General features: G+C 72.2%; 23 protein-coding genes. 11 read left to right on the top strand and 12 right to left on the bottom strand.

The genetic code is table 11. The features are described 5' to 3' along the window. Positions 1-113 precede the first annotated feature (113 nt). From ACZ4V1_RS26610 to ACZ4V1_RS26580, 7 genes are all read left to right on the top strand, one after another. Positions 114-950: a glutamate ABC transporter substrate-binding protein gene (locus tag ACZ4V1_RS26610; protein ID WP_468340452.1), complete on the top strand. Its 837-nt coding sequence runs from the start codon at positions 114-116 to the stop codon at positions 948-950. 84 nt (positions 951-1,034) lie between these two features. After that, positions 1,035-1,700, top strand: coding sequence for an amino acid ABC transporter permease (locus ACZ4V1_RS26605; RefSeq protein ID WP_468340449.1), 666 nt, complete (start codon positions 1,035-1,037; stop codon positions 1,698-1,700). After that, complete coding sequence (locus ACZ4V1_RS26600; protein WP_468340446.1) at positions 1,697-2,584, top strand: amino acid ABC transporter permease; 888 nt, start codon at positions 1,697-1,699, stop codon at positions 2,582-2,584. Before ACZ4V1_RS26605 ends, ACZ4V1_RS26600 begins: the two co-directional genes overlap by 4 nt. Before the next feature lie 185 nt (positions 2,585-2,769). Next, positions 2,770-4,392, top strand: coding sequence for an FAD-dependent monooxygenase (locus ACZ4V1_RS26595; protein ID WP_468340443.1), 1,623 nt, complete (start codon positions 2,770-2,772; stop codon positions 4,390-4,392). Positions 4,393-4,420: 28 nt separating this feature from the next. Beyond that, the gene (locus ACZ4V1_RS26590) at positions 4,421-4,588 is read left to right on the top strand and encodes a putative leader peptide (RefSeq protein WP_468340440.1); all 168 of its coding nucleotides are present in this window, start codon (positions 4,421-4,423) and stop codon (positions 4,586-4,588) included. 78 nt (positions 4,589-4,666) lie between these two features. Then, a complete protein-coding gene (locus ACZ4V1_RS26585; protein ID WP_468340437.1) occupies positions 4,667-5,203 on the top strand; it encodes a cupin domain-containing protein in 537 nt (178 codons plus the stop codon). Continuing rightward, positions 5,200-5,592 (top strand): rhodanese-like domain-containing protein, encoded by a 393-nt coding sequence (locus tag ACZ4V1_RS26580; protein ID WP_468340435.1) that lies wholly within the window; start codon positions 5,200-5,202, stop codon positions 5,590-5,592. The genes ACZ4V1_RS26585 and ACZ4V1_RS26580 overlap by 4 nt, the downstream gene beginning before the upstream one ends. 325 nt (positions 5,593-5,917) lie before the next feature. Here ACZ4V1_RS26580 and recX read toward each other — a convergent pair whose 3' ends face one another. After that, positions 5,918-6,799 carry a recombination regulator RecX gene (gene recX, locus ACZ4V1_RS26575; RefSeq protein WP_468340432.1) on the bottom strand — a complete coding sequence of 294 codons (882 nt, stop codon included), beginning with the start codon at positions 6,797-6,799 and terminating at the stop codon, positions 5,918-5,920. A 3-nt stretch (positions 6,800-6,802) separates the two neighbouring features. Further along, positions 6,803-7,924: a recombinase RecA gene (recA, locus tag ACZ4V1_RS26570; RefSeq protein WP_468340429.1), complete on the bottom strand. Its 1,122-nt coding sequence runs from the start codon at positions 7,922-7,924 to the stop codon at positions 6,803-6,805. Positions 7,925-8,200: 276 nt separating this feature from the next. On the opposite strand from recA, the gene ACZ4V1_RS26565 reads away from it, so the two are divergent. Continuing rightward, entirely contained in the window at positions 8,201-8,401 is a 201-nt protein-coding gene (locus tag ACZ4V1_RS26565; protein WP_468340427.1) for a type II toxin-antitoxin system VapB family antitoxin, read from the top strand. Between the two features lie 196 nt (positions 8,402-8,597). Here ACZ4V1_RS26565 and ACZ4V1_RS26560 read toward each other — a convergent pair whose 3' ends face one another. After that, the gene (locus tag ACZ4V1_RS26560) at positions 8,598-9,869 is read right to left on the bottom strand and encodes an AI-2E family transporter (protein ID WP_468340424.1); all 1,272 of its coding nucleotides are present in this window, start codon (positions 9,867-9,869) and stop codon (positions 8,598-8,600) included. A gap of 60 nt (positions 9,870-9,929) precedes the next feature. Beyond that, positions 9,930-10,124 carry a DUF3046 domain-containing protein gene (locus ACZ4V1_RS26555; RefSeq protein ID WP_468340422.1) on the bottom strand — a complete coding sequence of 65 codons (195 nt, stop codon included), beginning with the start codon at positions 10,122-10,124 and terminating at the stop codon, positions 9,930-9,932. A gap of 80 nt (positions 10,125-10,204) precedes the next feature. Between ACZ4V1_RS26555 and ACZ4V1_RS26550 the strand changes: the two genes are divergently transcribed. Continuing rightward, positions 10,205-11,158 carry a hypothetical protein gene (locus ACZ4V1_RS26550; RefSeq protein WP_468340419.1) on the top strand — a complete coding sequence of 318 codons (954 nt, stop codon included), beginning with the start codon at positions 10,205-10,207 and terminating at the stop codon, positions 11,156-11,158. A gap of 6 nt (positions 11,159-11,164) precedes the next feature. On the opposite strand, the gene ACZ4V1_RS26545 is transcribed toward ACZ4V1_RS26550, so the two are convergent. Genes ACZ4V1_RS26545 through ACZ4V1_RS26535 form a run of 3 tightly spaced genes read right to left on the bottom strand, consistent with a single transcriptional unit; the run spans position 11,165 to position 13,079 of the window. After that, positions 11,165-11,473: an AzlD domain-containing protein gene (locus ACZ4V1_RS26545; protein ID WP_210962765.1), complete on the bottom strand. Its 309-nt coding sequence runs from the start codon at positions 11,471-11,473 to the stop codon at positions 11,165-11,167. Beyond that, entirely contained in the window at positions 11,470-12,216 is a 747-nt protein-coding gene (locus tag ACZ4V1_RS26540) for an AzlC family ABC transporter permease (protein ID WP_468340416.1), read from the bottom strand. The genes ACZ4V1_RS26545 and ACZ4V1_RS26540 overlap by 4 nt, the downstream gene beginning before the upstream one ends. Further along, entirely contained in the window at positions 12,213-13,079 is an 867-nt protein-coding gene (locus ACZ4V1_RS26535) for an AraC family transcriptional regulator (protein WP_468340413.1), read from the bottom strand. The genes ACZ4V1_RS26540 and ACZ4V1_RS26535 overlap by 4 nt, the downstream gene beginning before the upstream one ends. 97 nt (positions 13,080-13,176) lie before the next feature. Between ACZ4V1_RS26535 and ACZ4V1_RS26530 the strand changes: the two genes are divergently transcribed. Both ACZ4V1_RS26530 and ACZ4V1_RS26525 read left to right on the top strand, forming a co-directional pair. Further along, positions 13,177-18,168, top strand: a complete 4,992-nt coding sequence (locus ACZ4V1_RS26530) for an ATP-dependent helicase (protein WP_468340410.1) — start codon at positions 13,177-13,179, stop codon at positions 18,166-18,168. Between the two features lie 18 nt (positions 18,169-18,186). Beyond that, positions 18,187-19,026 carry an Fpg/Nei family DNA glycosylase gene (locus tag ACZ4V1_RS26525; protein WP_468340408.1) on the top strand — a complete coding sequence of 280 codons (840 nt, stop codon included), beginning with the start codon at positions 18,187-18,189 and terminating at the stop codon, positions 19,024-19,026. A 79-nt stretch (positions 19,027-19,105) separates the two neighbouring features. On the opposite strand, the gene ACZ4V1_RS26520 is transcribed toward ACZ4V1_RS26525, so the two are convergent. The 5 genes from ACZ4V1_RS26520 to ACZ4V1_RS26500 form a co-directional block, all read right to left on the bottom strand. Beyond that, positions 19,106-19,591, bottom strand: a complete 486-nt coding sequence (locus ACZ4V1_RS26520; RefSeq protein ID WP_468340405.1) for an SRPBCC family protein — start codon at positions 19,589-19,591, stop codon at positions 19,106-19,108. After that, positions 19,591-19,971 carry an ArsR/SmtB family transcription factor gene (locus ACZ4V1_RS26515; protein ID WP_468340402.1) on the bottom strand — a complete coding sequence of 127 codons (381 nt, stop codon included), beginning with the start codon at positions 19,969-19,971 and terminating at the stop codon, positions 19,591-19,593. Before ACZ4V1_RS26515 ends, ACZ4V1_RS26520 begins: the two co-directional genes overlap by 1 nt. 76 nt (positions 19,972-20,047) lie before the next feature. Continuing rightward, entirely contained in the window at positions 20,048-20,401 is a 354-nt protein-coding gene (locus ACZ4V1_RS26510; RefSeq protein WP_468340400.1) for a hypothetical protein, read from the bottom strand. A gap of 7 nt (positions 20,402-20,408) precedes the next feature. Further along, positions 20,409-20,879: a Dps family protein gene (locus tag ACZ4V1_RS26505; RefSeq protein WP_468340397.1), complete on the bottom strand. Its 471-nt coding sequence runs from the start codon at positions 20,877-20,879 to the stop codon at positions 20,409-20,411. A gap of 201 nt (positions 20,880-21,080) precedes the next feature. Further along, positions 21,081-21,461 (bottom strand): helix-turn-helix domain-containing protein, encoded by a 381-nt coding sequence (locus tag ACZ4V1_RS26500; RefSeq protein WP_007387871.1) that lies wholly within the window; start codon positions 21,459-21,461, stop codon positions 21,081-21,083. Positions 21,462-21,560 lie beyond the last annotated feature (99 nt).

Here is a 21,560-nt window from a genome sequence, read left to right as displayed (position 1 = left end):
GCTCCGGCGTCCCACGTCGTCCGCCCTGGCGGCCCACCCCCGTCGGCCGCATCCGATCGCCTGATCCTCTGATCGTCCGATCGCAGTTCGATCACAGCCAAAGGATGTTCACCATGAAGCTCCGCAAGGTCACCGCCGCCTCGGCCACCGTGTTCGCTCTCGCCCTGACCGCCACCGCGTGCGGCTCGGACGACGGAAACGACAGCGGCTCCTCCGGTGGCGACAAGAAGATCACCATCGGCATCAAGTTCGACCAGCCGGGCCTCGGCCAGAAGACCCCGGACGGCTACGAGGGCTTCGACGTGGACGTCGCCACGTACGTCGCCAAGAAGCTCGGTTACACCGAGGACCAGATCGAGTGGAAGGAGTCGAAGAGCGCCGACCGCGAGACCATGCTGCAGCGCGGCGACGTCGACTTCATCGCCGCCACGTACTCGATCACCCCGAAGCGCCAGGAGAAGGTCGACTTCGCCGGCCCGTACCTGCTCGCCCACCAGGACGTGCTGCTGCGCGCCGACGACGATTCCATCAAGAAGCCGGAGGACCTCAACGGCAAGAAACTCTGCTCGGTCACCGGCTCGACCTCGGCGCAGAACGTCAACGACAAGCTCGGCCTCAAGGCCCAGCTGCAGAAGTACCCGACGTACTCCGCCTGCCTGAACGGCCTGCAGACCGGTGCCATCGACGCGCTGACCACGGACGACTCGATCCTCGCCGGTTACGCCGCCCAGTCGCAGTTCAAGGGCAAGTTCAAGCTCGGCGGCTTCAAGATGACCAACGAGAACTACGGCATCGGCGTCAAGAAGGGCAGCGACCTCAAGGCCAAGATCGACGACGCGCTCGAGGCCATGGTCTCCGACGGCGCCTGGGAGACGGCCGTCAAGGACAACTTCGGTCCGGCCAACTACGAGAACGAGCCCGCGCCGAAGATCGGCGACGTCAAGAGCTGAAGCCGGGCCTGACAGGGTGCGCCGCCCTCCGGAAGGGGCGGCGCACCGGGGCGGGCATCCCTACACGCGGAAGCGCGGGAGATCGTGTTCGACTTTCTTCAGGATTACGACCTGCTGGGAGCCTTCTGGACGACAGTGCAGCTCGCTGTGCTCTCGGCCGTCGGCTCCCTGATCTGGGGCACCGTACTGGCCGCCATGCGCGTCGGCCCGGTGCCGTTGATGCGCGGCCTCGGGACCGCGTACGTGAACACCGTGCGGAACATCCCGCTGACCGTGATCATCTTGTTCGCGTCCCTCGGTCTGAACCAGACCCTGGGAGTCAAGCTCGGCGGCGGTGATTTCGAGACGATCAACTTCCGGCTCGCCGTCCTGGGTCTGATCCTCTACACCTCGGCCTTCGTGTGTGAGGCGCTGCGCTCCGGCATCAACACGGTGCCCGTCGGCCAGGCGGAGGCGGCCCGGGCGATCGGGCTCAGCTTCGGCCAGGTGCTTCGTCTGGTGGTGCTGCCACAGGCGTTCCGGTCCACCGTCGGCCCCCTGGCGAACGTACTGATCGCGCTCATCAAGAACACCACGGTGGCCGCGGCCATCGGTGTCGCCGAAGCGGCGGCACTGATGAAGGACATGATCGAGAACGAGGCGCAGCTGCTGCTGATCTCCGCGGTCATCGCGTTCGGCTTCGTGGTTCTGACGCTGCCGACCGGCCTGATTCTCGGCTGGGTGGGCAAGAAGGTGGCGGTGAAGCGATGAGCTCCGTTCTCTACGACGCGCAGGGTCCGCGCGCCAAGCGGCGCAACATCCTGTTCACAGCCGTCTTCCTGGTCGCCGTCGTGGCCCTGCTGTGGTGGGTCTACCAGGCCCTCGACGAGAAGGGCCAGCTCGACTGGGCGAAGTGGCGGATGTTCTTCACCAGCGGCGAGCCCTGGTCGACGTACATCTGGCCGGGTCTGCAGAACACTCTGAAGGCAGCGGCTCTCGCGATGGTCATCGCCCTGCCGCTCGGTGCCGTGCTGGGCATCGCCCGGCTGTCGGACCACGCGTGGGTACGGGTCCCGGTCGGGATCGTGGTGGAGTTCTTCCGGTCCATCCCCGTGCTGGTTCTGATGATCTTCGGCCTCGCCCTGTTCGCCGAGTACACCAACGTCAGCTCGGACGACCGTCCGCTGTACGCGGTCGTCACGGGTCTGGTCCTGTACAACGCCGCCGTCCTCGCGGAGATCGTGCGGGCCGGCATCCTGGCACTGCCCAAGAGCCAGGCCGAAGGCGCGATGGCGATCGGACTGCGCAAGGGGCAGTCGATGCGGCTGATCCTGCTGCCACAGGCGGTCACCGCGATGCTCCCGGCCATCGTCAGCCAGCTCGTCGTGATCCTCAAGGACACGGCTCTCGGCGGCGCGGTCCTGACCTTCCCCGAACTGCTCGCCTCCGCCAACACGATGAGTGCCTACTACGGCGCCAACATCATCGCGAGCTTCACCGTCATCGCCGTTCTCTTCATCGCGCTCAACTTCTCCCTCACGAGCTTCGCGAGCTGGCTGGAGCGCCGACTGCGTCGGGCGAAGAAGTCGAGCGGTGCGGTGCTCAAGGCGGACGACGCCGAGGCAGCCGGGACCGGAGCCGGCGGCCCGGCCTGACACACCTGACACTCGGTCACCTCATATGACCATCAACGGAGGCAGTGGCATGATCGCCACTGCCTCCGTCACTTGACGCAAGCAGCGGCAATAGGTTGCATACGTTCTGTGACCGTGCACCCCGCCCCAACGTCCTGTTCACCCACGTCCCCCGGGACACCGCCACGGGCAGGGGGCGTCGCGCCGTGGACCCGGTGATCACCACCGGAGCGGGGCCCGTCGGGCTCACGCTCGCCCTGGCGCTGGCGCGGCAGGAGGTGCCGTGTGTCGTTCTCGACGAAGGACCGGGCAAGGACGAACCACGCCCCGCGCGCACCGTCGTCCTGGGCCAGGACGCCGTCGCCCTCGTCGAACGGCTGACCGGCACACCGTTGACGGGACTGGGTTTCCGTTGGGCCGGATGGCGGTCGATGCGGCGCAAGCAGGTGACGCGCGAGGTCGTTTTCGGCGACACCGACCCGGCGCCGCTGCACATCGCCCAGCACGAGCTGACCGGCGTCCTGCGCACCGCTCTGGCCCGCGAGCCGCTCGTCAGGATCGCGGTGGACAGCCGCCTGGACGGCATCGAACAGGAGTCCTCGGGCGTCACCGCCCACACCCGCGGCCCCGGCGGCACCTGGTGGCGCGGCAGCTACCTCGTCGGCTGCGACGGCCCCCGCTCGACCGTACGCAAGCTCCAGGACATCCGCTTCCCCGGCCGTACGGCGGTGGAACGATACGCCGTCGCCGCACTGCGTACGGAACTTCCGTGGAGCGACGAGGCGTTGCTCCACCGGATGCCCCCGTGGCGTACGTCCGGTCCGTCGGCCGGCGAGGTCGTCGGCCGGCCCCTGCCGGACGGCGTGTGGCGCCTGGACTGGCTGCTGCCTCCCGGCAAGGACCTGGTCACGCCCGAGCTGCTGGTGAACCGGGTCCGCGAGACCCTCACCGGCTGGGCCGACGGGCCGGCCCCGTCATACGAACTCCTCGACACCGGAGTCCACACGGTCCACCACCGGCTGGCCCGCCGCTGGCGGGTGGGCCGCGTGCTGCTGGCCGGGGACGCGGCGCACCTGCTGGGTGCCCTGGGCACGCAGGGCCTCGACGAGGGACTGCGGGACGCCGACAACCTCGCCTGGAAACTCGCCCTGGCCTGGCATCACGGGCCGCGCGAGGCACTGCTCGACAGCTACCAGCAGGAGCGGCGCGCCGCGATCGCCGCACGACTGCGCGCCGCCGACCAGGTACTGCCGCTGCTGCGCGGCGGCGGAGGCCTGCGTGCCTACGTCCCCGGCTCGGCCCGCGGCAACGACGCGCTGCTCGCGGACGGCCACCTGGGGCGCGGAGCGCTCGGCGCGCCGGGCGCCTACGCCGACTCGCCCATCGCGCCCGAGCCCCTGGCCGGAGAGGTGGCCGTCGGCACACCGCCCGGGGCGCCCGTCACCGATGTGCGGGTCACCGCGGAGGACGGCACGTTCGTGAGGCTGCGCGACCGGCTCGGGCGCGGGGCACTGCTGGTGGTGCTGATCGCGCCGGGCACCGGTGTGTGGGACCGCAAGCACTGGGTGACCGCCGGTGTCATGCCCCGGCTGGCGGCAGCGGTGACGGCGCTGCCCCATCACGCCGAGCTGCTGGTCGCCGAGAGCTACCCGGGTGCCGCCGCCCACACGGTGCTCCTGGTGCGCCCCGACGGTCACCTCGTCACAGCGCTGAGCGGGGTGCGCCCGGCCGACCTGTACGCGGCGGCGGAGGCGGCGGTGGGCGGGGCGACGACGGCGGCCACGGAGCCCGCGGAGGCGGAGGCGGGAGCCGCGGCCGGGTCCCGCTGACCGGCCGTCCCGGCGACGCCGGTGGCTCGTGGCCACCGGCGTCGCCGGCCGCTGTCCAGATGGTGACGGTGAGTTGACCGGCCGACACCGTCATGGTCTACTCCGGATCGTGACCGACACCCGTGTGCGCCTGTGGCGGAGGGTCCATATGGACTTCGTCCGCTATGCGGGCTGCGTGTGTCGCCCGTCCTGCTGACTTCGCATCACTTTCTTCGCGCGCGCCCATTCCTCTTGCCGCCGCGCGCTCCTTCGCGAAACTCCCAGGACGGTGCCCGTGTCTGTCTCCTCCCCCACCTCTCCCGCCTCCTCGGCCCCGGCCGCTCCGGCCCAGGCCGAACTCCTCGACTTCGTACGACGTACGGCCGCCGACGCCGAACTGGTCGCCTCCCTCCCGCTCGACCCGCAGGGCCGTACCTGGATCCGGCTGGCCGGGCCGGGCGGCAGCGAGGCCTGGTTGATCGGCTGGCCGCCCGGCACGGGCACCGGCTGGCACGACCACGCCGAGTCCGCGGGCGCCTTCGTGACCGCCGCGGGTGAGCTCACGGAGAACTCACTCGCCGCCCGGCTGCCCACCGACGGCTGGAAAACCCTGGAACTCTCCGACGGCGTGGACCGGGAACGCCGGTTGCCCACCGGCAAGGGACGCGCCTTCGGCCGACACCATGTGCACGAGGTGCTGAACGAGTCGCCCGACCGGCACGCGGTCTCCGTGCACGCCTACTACCCGCCCCTGCCACAGATCCGCCGCTACAGCCGCAGCGGGCAGACCCTGCGCCTGGAGCAGGTCGAGCGCCCGGAGGACTGGCAGTGAGCGAGCCGACCGGAATCGACGCTCTGCTGGAGCGGGTGCGCAGCGGTCACCGCCGCATCGAGCCGCGTGCGGCTCACGACGCCGCCGGTGCCGGTACGGCGCTGCTGGTGGACATCCGTTACGCCGCCCTGCGGGACCGGGACGGCGTGATCCCCGGCGCCCTGGTGATCGAGCGCAACGAGCTGGAGTGGCGCCTGGACCCGCAGGGCAGCCACCGTCTCCCCGAGGCCACGGGCCATGACCTGCGCGTCGTCGTGGTGTGCGACGAGGGCTACGCCTCCACCCTGGCGGCTGAGTCCCTGCAGCGCCTGGGGCTGCACCGGGCCACCGATCTGATCGGCGGATTCCAGGCGTGGCGGGCGGCGGGACTGCCGGTGGCCGTTTCGTAAGCCCGTGCCCCAGCCCGTACCCCGCAACCGGGAGGGAGGTGTGGAGAGGCCTGCGGGTCCGTCCGCCGGCCGGTCCTCCAGGGGGCGGCGACGCGCTCGGTGCTCACGGCTCGGACAGCCCGCGCGATGACGCAGACGGTGCATCCGTACGGAAGGTGTTCACCCTCCCAGGAGCACCAGGTGTTCACCCATGTGGGAACGCGAGGTGTCCGCCCTTCCGGGAGCGCGAGGAAATCGTGCGTGGTCCTCGCCGTTCGGGGCGGGCGCCGTTTCGCCGGTCCGTGTGCCTTCCCCGGCGCGCCGGTCAGGCCCGGTGCGACTCGGGTCAGAACTCCCCGTCGCCGAGGAACTCCGTGTCCTCGCCCTCCTGCTCCAGCGCCTGGCGGACCACCCGCAGGGCCATGCCCTCGGGGTAGCCCTTGCGGGCCAGCATGCCCGCGAGGCGGCGCAGCCTCTTGTCGCGGTCGAGGCCCCGGGTGGCGCGAAGCTTGCGGGCGACCAGTTCGCGCGCGGTCTCCTCCTCCTGCTCGGAGTCCAGCTGCGAGACCGCCTCGTCGATGAGCGCGGCGTCGACGCCCTTGGTCCGCAGTTCCCTGGCGAGGGCGCGCCGGGCCAGCCCGCGGCCGTGGTGGCGGGATTCCACCCAGGCCTCCGCGAAGGCGCTGTCGTTGATCAGGCCGACCTCCTCGAACCTGGACAGCACTTCATCGGCGGCCTCGTCGGGGATCTCCCGCTTGCGCAGGGCGTCGGCGAGTTGCTTGCGGGTGCGCGGGGTCCCGGTGAGCAGGCGCAGGCAGATCGCCCGTGCCTGCTCGACCGGGTCCCGCGGAGGCTCCCCCTTCTCGGCCCTCGACGAGGAAGTGGCACCTCCGTCCTCGGCGGACGACTCCGCACGCTCGCGCCGTCGCCCGCGCCCGCCGCCCGACCCCCGACCCCGCCGGGCTCCGCCACGCGTCCCGCCGCCACCGCGGCGCGCCCCACCGTCACCGGGTGGGCCGGCGTCGTACGGTTCCTCGGCGCCGTACGACGCGAAGGGGTCGGCGGCGCCGTCCGTGACGGCGGACAGGTCCGTCTCGTACGGGGCCGCAGCCCCGTACGCGCCGTCGTCCGTGCCGACGGAGCCGTCGTCACCCGGTCTTCCCCGCTCGCGCTCTCGCGAGGCGGCGTCCGGGTAGGTGTACTCGGCCCAGTCGGTTCGTCGTGTCACGGGTCAGCTCTTGGCTGCCGCGGCCTTGGACTTGGTGGCCTTGGCGGTCGCGGGGGCGGGCACTGCCGGGACGGCGTCGGCCGGGGCGGCGGAGGCGGCGGCGTCCGGCTCGCTGACCGGCTCCTCGGGACGTACGCCGACGCCCAGCTTCTCCTTGATCTTCTTCTCGATCTCGTTGGCCAGGTCGGGATTGTCCTTCAGGAAGTTGCGCGCGTTCTCCTTGCCCTGGCCGAGCTGGTCGCCCTCGTACGTGTACCAGGCGCCGGCCTTGCGGACGAAGCCGTGCTCCACGCCCATGTCGATCAGGCCGCCCTCGCGGCTGATGCCCTGGCCGTAGAGGATGTCGAACTCGGCCTGCTTGAAGGGCGGCGCGACCTTGTTCTTGACGACCTTGACGCGGGTGCGGTTGCCGACCGCGTCGGTGCCGTCCTTCAGCGTCTCGATGCGCCGGATGTCGAGTCGCACCGAGGCGTAGAACTTCAGCGCCCGGCCACCGGTCGTGGTTTCCGGGGAGCCGAACATCACGCCGATCTTCTCGCGAAGCTGGTTGATGAAGATCGCGGTGGTCTTGGACTGGTTGAGCGCGCTGGTGATCTTCCGCAGGGCCTGGCTCATCAGGCGGGCCTGCAGACCGACGTGGCTGTCACCCATCTCGCCCTCGATCTCCGCGCGCGGCACGAGGGCTGCGACGGAGTCGATGACGATGAGGTCGAGGGCGCCGGAGCGGACCAGCATGTCCACGATCTCCAGGGCCTGCTCACCGTTGTCCGGCTGGGACAGGATCAGGTTGTCGATGTCGACGCCGAGCTTCTGCGCGTACTCGGGGTCGAGGGCGTGCTCCGCGTCCACGAACGCGACCTGGCCGCCGGCCTTCTGCGCGTTCGCCACCGCATGCAGGGTCAGGGTCGTCTTTCCCGAGGACTCGGGGCCGTAGACCTCGATGACGCGGCCGCGCGGCAGGCCGCCGACACCGAGGGCCACGTCGAGCGCGGTCGACCCGGTCGGGATGACCTCGATGGGCTCCTTCGACCGGTCACCCATGCGCATGACCGCGCCCTTGCCGAACTGCCGTTCAATCTGTGCGAGCGCGGCGTCCAGGGCCTTCTCGCGGTCGGTTCCTGCCATGGGTTCCACCCGGTTTGCTTGATTCGATCGCTTCACGTCAAAGACGCTAATGCCTGCCACTGACAATCCACCCTGATGCGGGTCCGGCCTGTGGATAACTCGGGCATTTCTCCGCCCAAACCCACTCGAATCACCCGTCACGAGCCTCGCCAGAACCTCCATGAGAATGGATGTTCGATTTTCGTGTCAAGCGTACCCGCGGCACCTCCGAGCCTACGTCTGCCGGGCCGGAGGCCGGGTGGCTAGAGTGCGACGCGACGCGGAGGAGGGGACAACATGGCCAAGGTCAACATCAGTCTCGACGCCGAACTGGTGGTGGAAGCGATGGTCCTGGCGGGCATCGGCTCGCCCCAGGACGCCGTCGAGGCGGTGGTCCGGGACTACATCGCCCGCGGCCACCGCACGGAGACCCGCTCCGAGTTCAAGGACCGGAACCTGCGGGAGGTCGACGCCAAGCCGCAGGAGCCTCAAGGCTGACCCCCCGCGCCCTGCCACCGTCCCTGGCCCGACAGCCGGCCGCCCCCTCCAGCGCAGGGCCGGGCCTCCGGCCGGACGGCGAGGGCCTGGACGGGCCCCGCCCAGGCTTGCCCCATGCAGAACGTGCGGAACGTCCGCACCGCCCGCAGGGCCCTACCCGCCGGCCCCGTGGGCGACCTGTCGTACCGAGGCGGCCTCAGGGGGCGCCGCCGTCTGCGGTGCCCTGCGTACCCGGGTGTCCCGGATCCGGTCGCCGGGCCCACAGTTTCCGCAGGCGTGTCGGTGCCCCGGGCCCGGACCGGCGGTTGCGGCGTCCGTGGACACGCGGATCGTCCGTGACGTCGTAACGCCTGACGTACGCCCCGAGGAACGCCTGCAGCGTGGCGATCGCCGGGATCGCGATCAGCGCGCCGACGGCGCCCAGCAGGGCGGCGCCCGCGACGACCGAGCCGAAGGCGACCGCCGGATGGATGTCCACGGTCTTGGACGTCAGCTTGGGCTGCAGCACGTAGTTCTCGAACTGCTGGTAGATCACCACGAAGATCAGTACCCACAGCGCGTACCAGGGGTTGACCGTGAAGGCGATCAGCATGGGCAGGGCGCCCGCGAGATAGGTGCCGATGGTGGGGATGAACTGCGACACCAGGCCCACCCACACGGCGAGCGCGGGGGCGTAGGGCACCTCGAGGATCTCCAGCAGGATGTAGTGCGCTATGCCGGAGATCAGCGCCATCAGACCGCGCGAATACAGGTAACCGCCGGTCTTGTCCACGGCGATCTCCCACGCGCGCAGGACCTCGGCCTGCCGGGCGGGCGGCAGAACGGAACAGAGCGCGCGCCGCAGCCGCGGACCGTCGGCGGCGAAGTAGAACGAGAACAGCAGGACCGTCAGCATCTGGAAGAGGCCGCCGAGGACCTGGGCCGACACGTCCAGGACACCGGTGGCGCTGTTCTGCACGTAGTTGCGCAGCCAGTCAGAACGGAGCAGCCCCTCCTGGATGTCGACGCGTCGCAGCTCGGTGTGGAAGTGGCTGTTGACCCAGTTGATGACGGAGTCGAGGTACTCCGGGAAGTCCTCGACCATCTTGATGATCTGGCCCGCGAGCATCGAGCCGAGCAGCGTGACGAACCCCGCGGCGGCGACCAGCACGGCGAGGAAGACGAGAAAGGTCGCCAGCCCGCGACGCAGACCGCGCCCGGCCATCCAGCTCACCGCGGGTTCGATGGCGAGGGCCAGGAAGAACGCGATCAGGATGTTGATCAGCAGGCCGGTGAGCTCGTGGAAGGCCCAGCTGCCGAGCTGGAAGACCGCGATCAGCGCAAGGGCCAGCACCATGGCGCGCGGCAGCCAGCGCGGCATGCCGGCACTCGGCCCGGCTGTGTCGTCGGCCGGGGGACCGGTGGGCGGCGCCGTGCCGGTCGGGGATGCTTGCCGGGGCGCCTGCCCGGTCTCGTCAGTGGGTGCCACGGACCAAGTCTCGCCCACGCCACCGACAGCTGAGTCCCGCCCGGGGATCTTCGTGACCTGTCAACGCCGTTCCCTCGGCACGTTCATGACGGTGCAGACCACCCGCCACACGTCCTTCGCGTCCCATCCGGCGTCCAGCGCACCGTGCACCGTACGCCCGCCCAGCTCCGCCATCACGTGATCGCGTGCGAAGGTGTCGGCGTAGCCCGGACCGAAGTGGTCCGTCATCCGCTCCCAGAAGACCGTCAACCGCATGACTCCAGTATCCCGCCCCTGAGAGTGGGCCCTGTGCCGGGACCGGGTGCCGGGGCCGCTTCAGGTCCTACGGTCTGACCATGGCCGAAAACGGAGCTTCCCCACTCCCCCCGTCACCCCCGGCTCCCGCTGCGCGTTCCCCGCTCGCGCGCGCGGAGCGCTTCGTGTGGCTCACCGCGCGCGTACTGGAGCAGCGCCTCTTCGCGTACCACTTCCGCGGCGGCGACGCCGGGCCGGTGGAGACCGCACTGGACGCCTACCGCAACGAGGACGGCGGGTACGGCCACGCGCTGGAGCCCGATCTGCGCGGCCCGGTCAGCCAGCCGCTGCACACCGCGCACGCCCTGCGCGTCCTGGACGCCGTCGGGCGCTGCGGCGGACAGCGCGTGGAGCGGATGTGCCGCTACCTGACCTCCGTGTCCACGGCGGACGGTGCCCTGCCGGCGGTTCATCCCAGTCAGCTGGGGTTTCCGACCGCGCCCTTCGTGCCGGTCGTGGACGACCCGCCCGGCGAGCTCCTGGCCACCGGTCCCGTGGTCGGCCTGCTGCACCGCAACGAGGTCTGGCACGCCTGGCTGTTCCGGGCCACGGACTTCTGCTGGCAGGCGGTCGAGTCGCTGGGGAGCTCCCACCCGTACGAGGCCGAGGCCGCCGTGGCCTTCCTGGACGCCGCCCCCGACCGCCCGCGCGCGGAGGCGGCGGCCGACCGGCTGGGCCGTCTGGTGCGCGAGCAGCGCCTCGCGGTGCTGGACCCGGACGACCTCGGGGCGTACCCGGTCTCCCCCGGCTATGCCCCGGGCGAACACCACTTCCCCCACGACTACGCGAGGCACCCGCACTCCCTCGCGCGCGCGTGGTTCACGGACGACGAGATGGCCCGCTCGCTCGACCTCCTCTCGGCCGAACAGGAGGACGACGGCGGCTGGCCCGTCCGCTGGCGCCGGTGGGCGCCCGCCCCCGCCTTGGAGGCGCGCCCGCGGGTGACACTCGACGCGTTGCGTACGCTCCGCGCGTACGGCCGCCCGGTCGGCTGACCCGGTTCAGCCGCCCATGGCCCGTACACCGGCCGTCACCACCACGGCCGCCGCGACGACGAGCAGGAAGGGCGCGCGCAGCACCAGTGCGACGGCGGCCGCGGCGACCCCAGCGGCCCGCGCGTCCAGCACGAGTGCCTGCCCGTCGGCGAACGTCTGCTGGGCGGTGAGCGCGGCGAGGAGGGCGACGGGCAGCAGGGCGGCGAGCCGCCGGACCAGGGGCCGCTCCAGGGCGCCCGCGGGCACCAGCAGTCCGAGGAGCTTGACGGCGTAGCAGCCGACCGCGGTCACACCGATGGCGATCCAGACGCTCAACGTTCCCCCTCCCGCGCGGATCGCCCGGCAGCACCGCTGCCGCGACGTCCTCGCGCCCACAGGACGAGCGGTGCCGCCAGCGCGGCCACCAGGACGGGCACGTCGGCGGGCAGCACGGGCAGCAGGCCGAGCCCCAGGAGGACGGCCAGGGCGGCGACCGCACGCTCGGTGGTGGTCTTCAGCATCGGCGCGAGCAGCGCCAGGAAGACCGCGGGGCCGGCCGCGTCGAGCCCCCAGGCGTCGGTGTCCCCGATGGCCTCCGCGCCCAGCGCGCCGACCAGCGTGGTGAGGTTCCACAGCAGGTAGAGGGTGAGTCCGGTGACGGTGAACCCGATCCGGACGCCGCGCCGCGTGGGCTGTGCGAGGGCCACGGCCGTCGTCTCGTCGATGACCCACTGGGCGGCGAACGGCCGCACCGCGCGCGGGAGGGCCAGCAACTGCGACAGCCGCAGCCCGTAGAAGGCGTTGCGCACGCCCAGGAAGAAGGCCCCCGCCGCGGCGGTGAGCGGGTTGCCGCCCGCCGCGAGCGCCCCCACGAGTGCGAACTGGGAGGCGCCGGTGAACACCAGGAGGCTGAGGGCGCTCGTCTGCATGAGGGTCAGTCCGCTGCCGGCGGAGGTCACCCCGAAGGCGAATCCGGAGAGCCCGACGGCGACTCCGACTCCGAGGGCGTCCCGTACGACGGCGGCGTCCGGTTTGTCTTCCACGGTGTCCGTGCCGGGAACGGCTGTCTGTTCTGTCACGCCTCGGACGGTAGGAGAAGCCGCCGCCGCGCGTCTTGTACGTTCTTGCGCTCCCGCTGGTAGGCGCCGGGCGGCACGCCCACGATCCTCGCGAAGTGCCGGTTCAGGTGCGGCTGGTCGGTGAACCCCACGGCGACGGCGGCCTCGGAAGGCGTGGTGCCGACGTCCAGCAGTCGCCGGGCCCGGCGCACCCGGGCGTCCGTCAGCCAGGTGTGGGGCGGCATTCCGTAGGCGTCCCGAAAGGCGCGCAACAGCGCGAAGGGGCTGCTCCCGAGCTCCCCGGCGAGCCGCTCCAGACTCGGCGGGTCGGCCATCCGCTCCTCCAGCGCGGCACGCGCGCGTGCCGCGACCCGGGTTCCGGCCGTCCGCACCTCCCGCCGCGGCAGCGGGCCGCCGTTCAGCCGCAGGAGCCGGGTCACGGCCACCCTCAGCAGGGTGTCGGCGGCGAGCGCGTTTCCCTCGTCGGCTGCCCGCAGCACGCGGTGCACGAGATCGACCGCGTAGGGATCGTCGAGCACCGGCCGGACGAACCCCGGAGTCCCGCGCAGCGTGGTCGTCTCCGCCGCGATGCCGGCCACGAGCTCGGGCGCCGGGTAGACGGCCCCGTACCGCCACCCCTCCGGCACTCCGGCCCGGCCCGTGTGCGGTGTGTCCGGGTTGACCAGGGCGAGCGATCCCGCACCGGCGTACTGATCGCTCCCGCCGTGGTGGAAGATCTCCACTCCGTCGGCGATGGCGGCGATGACGAAGTGCTCGTGTGTGTGGCGTACGAAGGTCTTCCGTATGTACTGGGCTCGCAGGAGATCGACGTCGGGCAGCTCCGCGTACCGCCAGTGCCGTGCCCGTTCGCCCGATGCCGCCATACCCCGATTCTCCGTCACGGCTTCGCGGTGCCGGAGCGGCCCTCCGGCATATGTCCAGCTCAGGCCGATTGTCAGTGCTCGGGTGCACGATGGATCCATGGTCAGCTCCGCACACCGAGCCCTGGACGGCTTCTCCCCCGCGACCCGCGGTTGGTTCACGGGGGCCTTCTCCGCGCCCACCGCCGCCCAGGCGGGCGCGTGGCAGGCCATCTCCGAGGGCTCGGACGTGCTGGTGGTGGCCCCCACCGGCTCCGGCAAGACGCTGGCCGCCTTCCTCGCCGCCTTGGACCAGCTGGCCTCGACGCCCCCGCCCGCCGACCCCAAGAAGCGCTGCCGCGTCCTGTACGTCTCCCCGCTCAAGGCCCTCGCCGTCGATGTCGAGCGCAATCTCCGCAGCCCGCTGACCGGCATCCGCCAGGAATCCGTACGCCTCGGCCTGTCCGAGCCCGAGGTCAAGGTCGGCATCCGCTCCGGGGACACCCCCGCCGCGGAGCGCCGCGCCCTGTCCACCCGCCCGCCGGACATCCTGATCACCACCCCGGAGTCCCTGTTCCTGATGCTGACGTCGGCCACGCGCGAGGCGCTGACCGGCATCGAGACCGTGATCCTGGACGAGGTGCACGCGGTCGCGGGCACCAAGCGCGGCGCCCATCTCGCGCTCACCCTGGAGCGACTGGACGAGCTGCTGCCGAAGCCGGCCCGTCGCATCGGCCTGTCGGCGACGGTCCGTCCGGTGGACGAGGTCGCCCGGTTCCTCGCGCCCCGCGGCAAGGTCGAGATCGTCCAGCCGGACTCGGGCAAGGAGTTCGACCTGTCCGTCGTCGTACCGGTCGAGGACCTGGGCGAACTGGGCGGCTCCCCGGTCGCGGACGGCAACGAGGGCGCGGAGCGCCCGTCGATCTGGCCGCACGTCGAGGAGCGGATCACCGACCTCGTCCAGTCGCACCGCTCCACGATCGTCTTCGCCAACTCCCGGCGCCTGGCCGAGCGCCTGTGCAACAGGCTCAACGAGATCGCGTACGAACGGGCGACCGGCGAGCCCCTGGACGAGCACCACTCCCCCGCGGAACTCATGGGCGGTTCCGGAGCCGCCCATGGCGCCCCCGCGGTGATCGCCCGTGCCCACCACGGCTCGGTCTCCAAGGAGCAGCGCGCCCTCGTCGAGGAGGACCTCAAGGCGGGCCGCCTGCCCGCGGTGGTGGCCACGTCCAGTCTGGAGCTGGGCATCGACATGGGCGCCGTCGACCTGGTGGTCCAGGTCGAGTCACCGCCCTCCGTCGCCTCCGGCCTCCAGCGCGTCGGCCGCGCGGGACACCAGGTGGGCGCGGTCTCCACGGGCGTGGTCTTCCCCAAATACCGCGGCGACCTGGTCCAGGCGGCCGTGGTCACCGAGCGGATGCGCAGCGGCGCTATCGAAGCACTCCGGGTCCCCGCCAACCCGCTGGACGTCCTGGCCCAGCAGATCGTCGCGATGACCGCGCTGGACACCTGGCAAGTCGACGACCTCCTCGCCACCGTCCGCCGTGCCGCCCCCTTCGCCTCGCTGCCGGAGTCGGCGTTCACGGCCGTCCTGGACATGCTCGCGGGCCGCTATCCGTCCGACGCCTTCGCCGAGCTGCGCCCCCGCGTGGTGTGGGACCGGGTCGCCGGCACGGTCACCGGCCGGCCGGGGGCGCAGCGGCTGGCCGTCACCTCGGGCGGCACGATCCCCGACCGCGGGCTCTTCGGGGTCTTTCTGGCCGGGGCCGACCCGAAGAAGGGCGGCGGCCGGGTCGGCGAGCTCGACGAGGAGATGGTCTACGAGTCACGCGTCGGGGACGTCTTCACGCTCGGCACCAGCTCCTGGCGGATCGAGGACATCACCCGCGACCGGGTCCTGGTCTCTCCCGCACCGGGCGTGCCCGGCCGACTGCCGTTCTGGAAGGGCGACCAGCTGGGCCGCCCGCTGGAGCTGGGCCGCGCACTGGGCGCGTTCCTGCGCGAGGTGGGTTCCCTCACCAAGGAGGACGCCCGGCTGCGCCTGGTCACCGCGGGCCTGGACGCCTGGGCGGCGGACAACGTCCTGTCCTACCTCGACGAGCAGCGGGAGGCCTGCGGACACGTCCCCGACGACCGCACCATCGTCGTGGAGCGCTTCCGCGACGAGCTGGGCGACTGGCGGGTCGTCGTCCACTCGCCCTTCGGCGCCCAGGTCCACGCCCCCTGGGCACTCGCGCTCGGTGCCCGCCTGTCCGAGCGGTACGGCATGGACGCCCAGGTCATGCACGCCGACGACGGCATCGTGCTGCGCCTGCCGGACGCCGACCTGATGAGCCTGGGCCTGCTCGACCAGGAACCGTCGAAGCCAGGGCTGGAGTACGACGCCGAGCAGGCGCCCGTCGGCGCGGCCGACGTCGTCTTCGACAAGGGCGAGGTCGACCGGGTCGTCACCGACCAGGTGGGCGGTTCGGCCCTGTTCGCGTCCCGATTCCGCGAGTGCGCCGCCCGCGCGCTGCTGCTGCCGCGGCGCAGTCCCGGCAAGCGCACCCCCCTGTGGCAGCAGCGCCAGCGCGCCGCGCAGCTGCTCGAGGTGGCGAGCGAGTACGGCTCGTTCCCGATCGTCCTGGAGGCCGTCCGCGAGTGCCTCCAGGACGTCTTCGACGTGCCCGGCCTGGCCGAGCTGATGGGCGACCTGGAGTCGCGCAGGGTGCGCCTGGTCGAGGTCACCACCCCGGAACCGTCCCCGTTCGCCCGCTCACTGCTCTTCGGGTACGTCGCCCAGTTCCTGTACGAAGGCGACTCGCCGCTCGCCGAGCGCCGTGCCGCGGCCCTCTCCCTGGACTCGCGGCTGCTGGCCGAGCTGCTCGGGCAGGCGGAGCTGCGTGAGCTGCTCGACGCGGAGGTGCTCACCGAGCTGGAGCGCGAGCTGCAGTGGCTGACCGAGGACCGCCGCGTCAAGGACCCGGAGGGCGTCGCGGACCTGCTGCGGCTGCTCGGCCCGCTCACGGACGCCGAGCTGGCCGAGCGGGGCGCCGAGCCGCAGTGGGCCCAGGAGCTGGCCGCCGCCCGTCGCGCGATCAGGGTGCGCATCGCCGGCGCCGACCACTGGGCGGCGATCGAGGACGCGGGCCGGCTACGCGACGCGCTGGGCACGGCGTTGCCCGTGGGCGTGCCCGAGGCCTTCACCGAGCCGGTCAAGGACCCCCTCGGCGACCTCCTCGCCCGCCACGCCCGCACCCGCGGCCCCTTCACGTCGGTCACCGCGTCGGCCCGCTTCGGCCTGGGCGTCGCGGTCACCGAAGGCGCCCTGCAGCGGCTCGCGGCGGCGGGCCGGGTCGTGCAGGGCGAGTTCCATCCGGCGGGCATCGGCCAGGAGTGGTGCGACGCGACCGTCCTGCGCCGGCTGCGCCGCCGTTCCCTGGCCGCGCTGCGGCACGAGCTGGAGCCGGTGCCGCCGGCCGCGCTCGGCCAGTTTCTCCCCCAGTGGCAGCACATCGGCAAGGGGCACGCGCTGCGCGGCATCGACGGCCTGGTCCGCGCGGTCGAGCAGTTGCAGGGCGCCTCCGTGCCCGCCTCCGCCCTGGAGAAACTGGTCCTGCCCTCCCGGGTGGCGAACTACAGCCCGGCGATGCTGGACGAGCTCACGGCCGCCGGTGAGGTGGTGTGGGCGGGAGCGGGTTCGCTCCCGGGGAAGGACGGCTGGGTCTCCCTCTATCTGGCGGACGCGGCCCCGCTGCTCCTGCCCCCACCGCATCCCCTGGAGACGACCGCCCTCCACGAGTCCGTCCTGAGCACCCTCTCGGGCGGGTACGGCCTGTTCTTCCGGCAGATCGCCGACCAGGTCCGCGCCACCACCCACCCGGACGTCACCGATCCGCAGCTGGCCGACGCCCTGTGGGACCTGGCCTGGTCCGGACGCCTGACGAACGACACCCTCGCGCCCCTGCGCTCCCTGCTGGGCTCCGGCCGCCCCGCGGGCTCCACCGCCCACCGCGCCAAGCGCGCGGTGCCACGCGGACGCTACGGCTCGCTGACGGCCGCCGCCCGCCCCGCCTCCCGCACCGGCCCGCCGACCGTCGCGGGCCGCTGGTCCCTGCTCCCGCCCCGCGAGGCCGACGCCACGGTGCGCGCGCACGCCCTGGCCCGCACGCTCCTGGACCGGCACGGCGTGGTGACCCGCGGCGCCGTCGCCGCCGAGGGCGTGGAGGGCGGCTTCTCCGCGGTGTACCGCATCCTGGCCGCCTTCGAGGAGAGCGGACAGGCCCGGCGCGGCTATGTCGTGGAGGGGCTGGGCGCGGCGCAGTTCGCCATGGAGGGTGCCGTGGACCGGTTGCGCGCGGTCTCGAACGCCCGGGAGCGCGGCGAGGGTCCGCCGGCGCGGCCGGTCTCCAGCGGCGGCGGCCCCGAGATCCGCTCCTCGCCCGACGGCTCCGGCAGCCCAGGTGACCTGGCCTCCGGCGGCTTCCCCTTCGACGACTTCCCCTTCGACGACTTCCCGTCCGGCGATTACGGTGACGCCGGCGCCCCGGACCCACCCGGCGACGTCTTCGCACCCCCTCAGCACCTTCCGCACTCCCGGGGCGACTACATCTCCCCCCGGGACTTCGCCGAACCGGGTGCCGGCGGGCCGCGCGGCGGCGGCGCGCACGGCGGCTTCGGCGGGCCGCGCGGCTCGTACGACACCGGATTCCCCGGCCGTCGCGGCCGCCCCGCCACCGGCCCACGGGCCGTCGTCCTGCCCGCCGCCGATCCCGCCAACGCCTACGGCGCGGCCCTCGGCTGGCCCGAGCCCCCGGCCGGTGCCACGCACAAGCCGGGCCGCAAGGCGGGCTCCCTGGTGGTACTCGTCGAGGGCGAGCCCGCGCTCTACATGGAGCGCGGCGGCAAGACGCTCCTGCTCTGGCCCTCCGACTCGGACGGCCCGCCCACCGACGACCCCCGTCTGCGGGCGGCCGCGGAGGCACTCGCCTCGGCCGCCCTCGCCGGTTCCCTCGGCACGGTCACGGTGGAGCGGGTCAACGGCGCGGCGGCCCTGACATCTCCGTTCGGCCCTCTCCTGGAGGAAGCGGGATTCATCGCCACCCCGCGCGGCCTGCGCATCAGAGCCTGAGCCTGTCACCCTTGACCCATGCCCGAAGGAGACACGGTCTGGCAGGCGGCACGACGGCTGCACGACGCCCTCGCGGGCAAGGTGCTCACCCGCAGCGACTTCCGCGTGCCCCGGTACGCCACGGCCGACCTCACCGGCCGTACGGTCCTGGACGTGACCTCACGCGGCAAGCACCTGCTCACCCGGGTCGAGGGCGGCCTGACGGTGCACTCGCACCTGCGGATGGACGGGTCCTGGAAAGTGTTCGCGGCCGGTCAGCGCTGGAGCGGCGGCCCGGCGCACCAGATCCGAGTGATCCTCGGGACGGCCGACCGTACGGCGGTCGGCTACCGCCTGCCGGTGCTGGGACTGCTCCGCACCGCCGACGAGGCGCGCGCCGTCGGTCACCTCGGCCCGGACCTGCTGGGTCCGGACTGGGACCCGGAGCAGGCTATGGCCAATCTGCGCGCGGAACCCGCCCGCCCGCTCGGTGAAGCCCTGCTCGACCAGCGCAACCTCGCCGGTATCGGCAACGTCTACAAGTGCGAGCTCTGCTTCCTGCTCGGCGTCACTCCCTGGCTCCCCGTCGGGGATCTGCCGGCCGCGCAGTCCGTGAAGCTGCCCGCACTCGCGAAGAGGCTCCTGGAAGCCAACCGTGACCGCCCGGTCCGCCGTACGACGGCCCTGCGCGGCCAGGATCTGTTCGTGTACGGCCGCGCACCCCGCCCCTGTCTGCGCTGCGGCACGTCGGTCCGCGTGGCGAACCAGGGCGACGGTTCCCGCGAGCGCCCCACGTACTGGTGCCCGACCTGTCAGCCCGGTCCGGCGCCGCACCCGGGCGGCCTTGCCGGTGGCGGGCCGCGGCGCGGGCCGGGCTGATGCGGCCGAACGAGCCGAGTGGCTGAGCTCAGCCGACGAGCTCAGCCAAAGGCCCAAGCCAAGGTCTCAGCCAGTGACCTCAGCCGGCGAGCAGGCCGTCCATCTGGCCGACCGCCTCGCGCAGTCCCTCCTCCATGCCCATCTTCATGAGCTGGTCCATCTGTTCCCGGGTGTCGAAGGCAGAGTGCATCTCCATGCGGGTGCCGCCGTCCCGCTCGGTGAGCGTCACCCGGGTCGAGGTCGTCGGCATGTCGGCGCTCGGCCTGCCGGCCGCGTCGGCGAATCCGTCGGTGAACTCCAGGGTCGTCGGCGCGTCGACCGAGGTGATCCGCCACCACCCGCGGTGCTTGTCCCCCTCCGGGCCGGTCATGAAGTACCTGACGTCGCCTCCGGGCGTCAGGTCGTGCTCCTCCACCGTCGCCGGATAGGTCGGCGGGCCCCACCAGCGCTCCAGCTGCCGCGGGTCGGACCACAGCTGCCACACCCGCTCGACGGGCGCGGAGAAGTCGGCGACCAGGGTGAGGGTCAGGTTGTCGAGATCCTTGTCCAAGCTGGTGACACTCATCAGATCTGTCCTTCCGTCGGGTCGTGCGTTTCGGGTTCCGCCTCCTGGGCGAGCAGGTGGGACATCCGCTCCACCCGGCCGCGCCAGGCCGTCTCCAGTTCGTCCAGTGCCTGCCGCGCCCGGCCCACGGCGTCGGGGTCGGTGCGCACGAGCTGCTCCCGTCCGCGGCGCCGCTTGGCCACCAGACCGGCCCGCTCCAGAACCGTCACGTGTTTCTGCACGGCGGCGAAGCTCATCGGATAGGCCTCGGCGAGTCGCGACACCGACAGGTCGTCCCGTAGACAGCGACGCAGGATGTCGCGACGCGTCGTGTCGGCCAGGGCGTGGAACAAGCGGTCCACGCTCTCTTCGGCCACTTCGGAAAATCCATCTACAACCATTTGGTTGTAGGTTAGTCGGTGCACGTCCCGTTGTAAAGCACCGCTCGCTGTAGGGCACCGCCGGCCGACTGTCACGTCACGGCCCCACGCCGCCCACGCCCGACGCACCGGACGGGCCGGACGGGCCGGACGGGCCCGACGGGCCGGGTCCCACCGCCGACCGCGGCCGCGCCGAGGACGAGTCGCCCCCGGACCCGCGCAGGGCGCGCCGCCACCGCCCCATGCCCAGGCCCCCCGCGGCCCGGCGCCTGGGCGCACAGTGCACCGGCAGCACACTCAGCCCCCAGCCGCCGACCGCGACCGCTCCTTCGAGCGCCCCCGCGCCGGGCACCAGCGCCAGACGCAGCACGGCCCACCACCACAGCGCACCGAGTCCCAGCGCACCGAGCCTCAGCGCGGCCGCCCGGCGAGCAGTCCGCGCCGACGCCATGCGCGCCTCATCCGTTTTCGGCTTGGAACATCCAGTGCTGCTTCTCCAGATCAGCCGTGACCTGGATGAAAATGTCCTGGCTCACCGGATCCGGGTCCCCGGTCGCGATGATCCGCTCCCGCATCCGCCCGATCACCGCGCCCAGGGCGTCCACGATCGTCTGTACCGCGGTGGTGTCGTCGACCCACCCTTCCGGAGTCACGCCGATGCCGCTGCCGACGGCCACCGTCGCGGCGCGCCCGTCCGGTGACACGCCGAGCGCCGAGGCACGCTCCGCCACGGTGTCGGAGTGCGTGCGTGCGGTGCCGACGAGTTCGTCGAGCTGGAGGTGTACGGAACGGAAGCGCGGACCTACCACGTTCCAGTGAATCTGCTTCGCCACCAGGGACAGGTCCACCAGGTCGACGAGGGCGCCTTGCAACGCCTCGGAGACGGTCTTCAGGTTCGCGTCGGACAACGGGCTCTTCACGACGTACATCCACACCTCCGTCGGTCGGTCCCCCGGCCATGTCCCTCCACGATGACCGCACCACCGGGGACCGGCAAACCGGGCGAACCCACCGTCGGCACCCGCCACCACCGGCGCGAGAACCCACCCGCGTACGCAAAAACCCCGACCGCACCTCTCCGGAACTTCCCGGAGAAGCCCCGGCCGGGGCCTCACACACGCTCTCGACGCTCAGGCGGCGACGACGTCCACTGCCTCGGCGGGCGCCTTGATGGTCACCCGTTCCGGTGGCACACCGGTCACCGACACGGAACCCAGCATCGGGCGCACCGGTGCCGGCACGGTCTCGCTGGGCGTGGCCGCAGCGGACTGGGCCAGCTCGGCGAGGGCGAGTTCGTCGCTGACTTCCCGCATGAGCTCGGACATCCGTACGTCCAGCGCGTCGCAGATGGCGGAGAGCAGCTCGGAAGAAGCCTCCTTCTGCCCCCGCTCCACCTCGGAGAGATAGCCGAGTGAGACTCGGGCGGACGAGGAGACTTCGCGCAGAGTACGGCCCTGGCGTTGGCGCTGCCGACGCAGCACGTCACCCAGCAGGCGACGGAGCAGAATCATCGGTGGCTCCCTCCTCGGACCGTGTAACCGCATCCTTCACGCCCCACCGTACCGCCTCGCGCCGCGGCCGTGCGGGGAGCGATGTCGTGTTCACTCAGG

The sequence above is a fragment of the Streptomyces sp. NPDC028991 genome, from assembly GCF_055564775.1.
Note: the sequence above shows the minus strand (reverse complement) of the source record. Positions and strands in the feature narration are given on the sequence as shown.

Coding starts and splice junctions, on each gene's coding strand:
- ACZ4V1_RS26530 (WP_468340410.1), top strand. CDS start 13,177: ATGGTCAGCTCCGCACACCGAGCCCTGGACGGCTTCTCCCCCGCGACC.
- ACZ4V1_RS26515 (WP_468340402.1), bottom strand. CDS start 19,971: ATGGTTGTAGATGGATTTTCCGAAGTGGCCGAAGAGAGCGTGGACCGC.
- ACZ4V1_RS26610 (WP_468340452.1), top strand. CDS start 114: ATGAAGCTCCGCAAGGTCACCGCCGCCTCGGCCACCGTGTTCGCTCTC.
- ACZ4V1_RS26500 (WP_007387871.1), bottom strand. CDS start 21,461: ATGATTCTGCTCCGTCGCCTGCTGGGTGACGTGCTGCGTCGGCAGCGC.
- ACZ4V1_RS26510 (WP_468340400.1), bottom strand. CDS start 20,401: ATGGCGTCGGCGCGGACTGCTCGCCGGGCGGCCGCGCTGAGGCTCGGT.
- ACZ4V1_RS26505 (WP_468340397.1), bottom strand. CDS start 20,879: ATGTACGTCGTGAAGAGCCCGTTGTCCGACGCGAACCTGAAGACCGTC.
- recA (WP_468340429.1), bottom strand. CDS start 7,924: ATGGCAGGAACCGACCGCGAGAAGGCCCTGGACGCCGCGCTCGCACAG.
- ACZ4V1_RS26565 (WP_468340427.1), top strand. CDS start 8,201: ATGGCCAAGGTCAACATCAGTCTCGACGCCGAACTGGTGGTGGAAGCG.
- ACZ4V1_RS26600 (WP_468340446.1), top strand. CDS start 1,697: ATGAGCTCCGTTCTCTACGACGCGCAGGGTCCGCGCGCCAAGCGGCGC.
- ACZ4V1_RS26550 (WP_468340419.1), top strand. CDS start 10,205: ATGGCCGAAAACGGAGCTTCCCCACTCCCCCCGTCACCCCCGGCTCCC.
- ACZ4V1_RS26525 (WP_468340408.1), top strand. CDS start 18,187: ATGCCCGAAGGAGACACGGTCTGGCAGGCGGCACGACGGCTGCACGAC.
- ACZ4V1_RS26535 (WP_468340413.1), bottom strand. CDS start 13,079: ATGGCGGCATCGGGCGAACGGGCACGGCACTGGCGGTACGCGGAGCTG.
- ACZ4V1_RS26520 (WP_468340405.1), bottom strand. CDS start 19,591: ATGAGTGTCACCAGCTTGGACAAGGATCTCGACAACCTGACCCTCACC.
- ACZ4V1_RS26555 (WP_468340422.1), bottom strand. CDS start 10,124: ATGCGGTTGACGGTCTTCTGGGAGCGGATGACGGACCACTTCGGTCCG.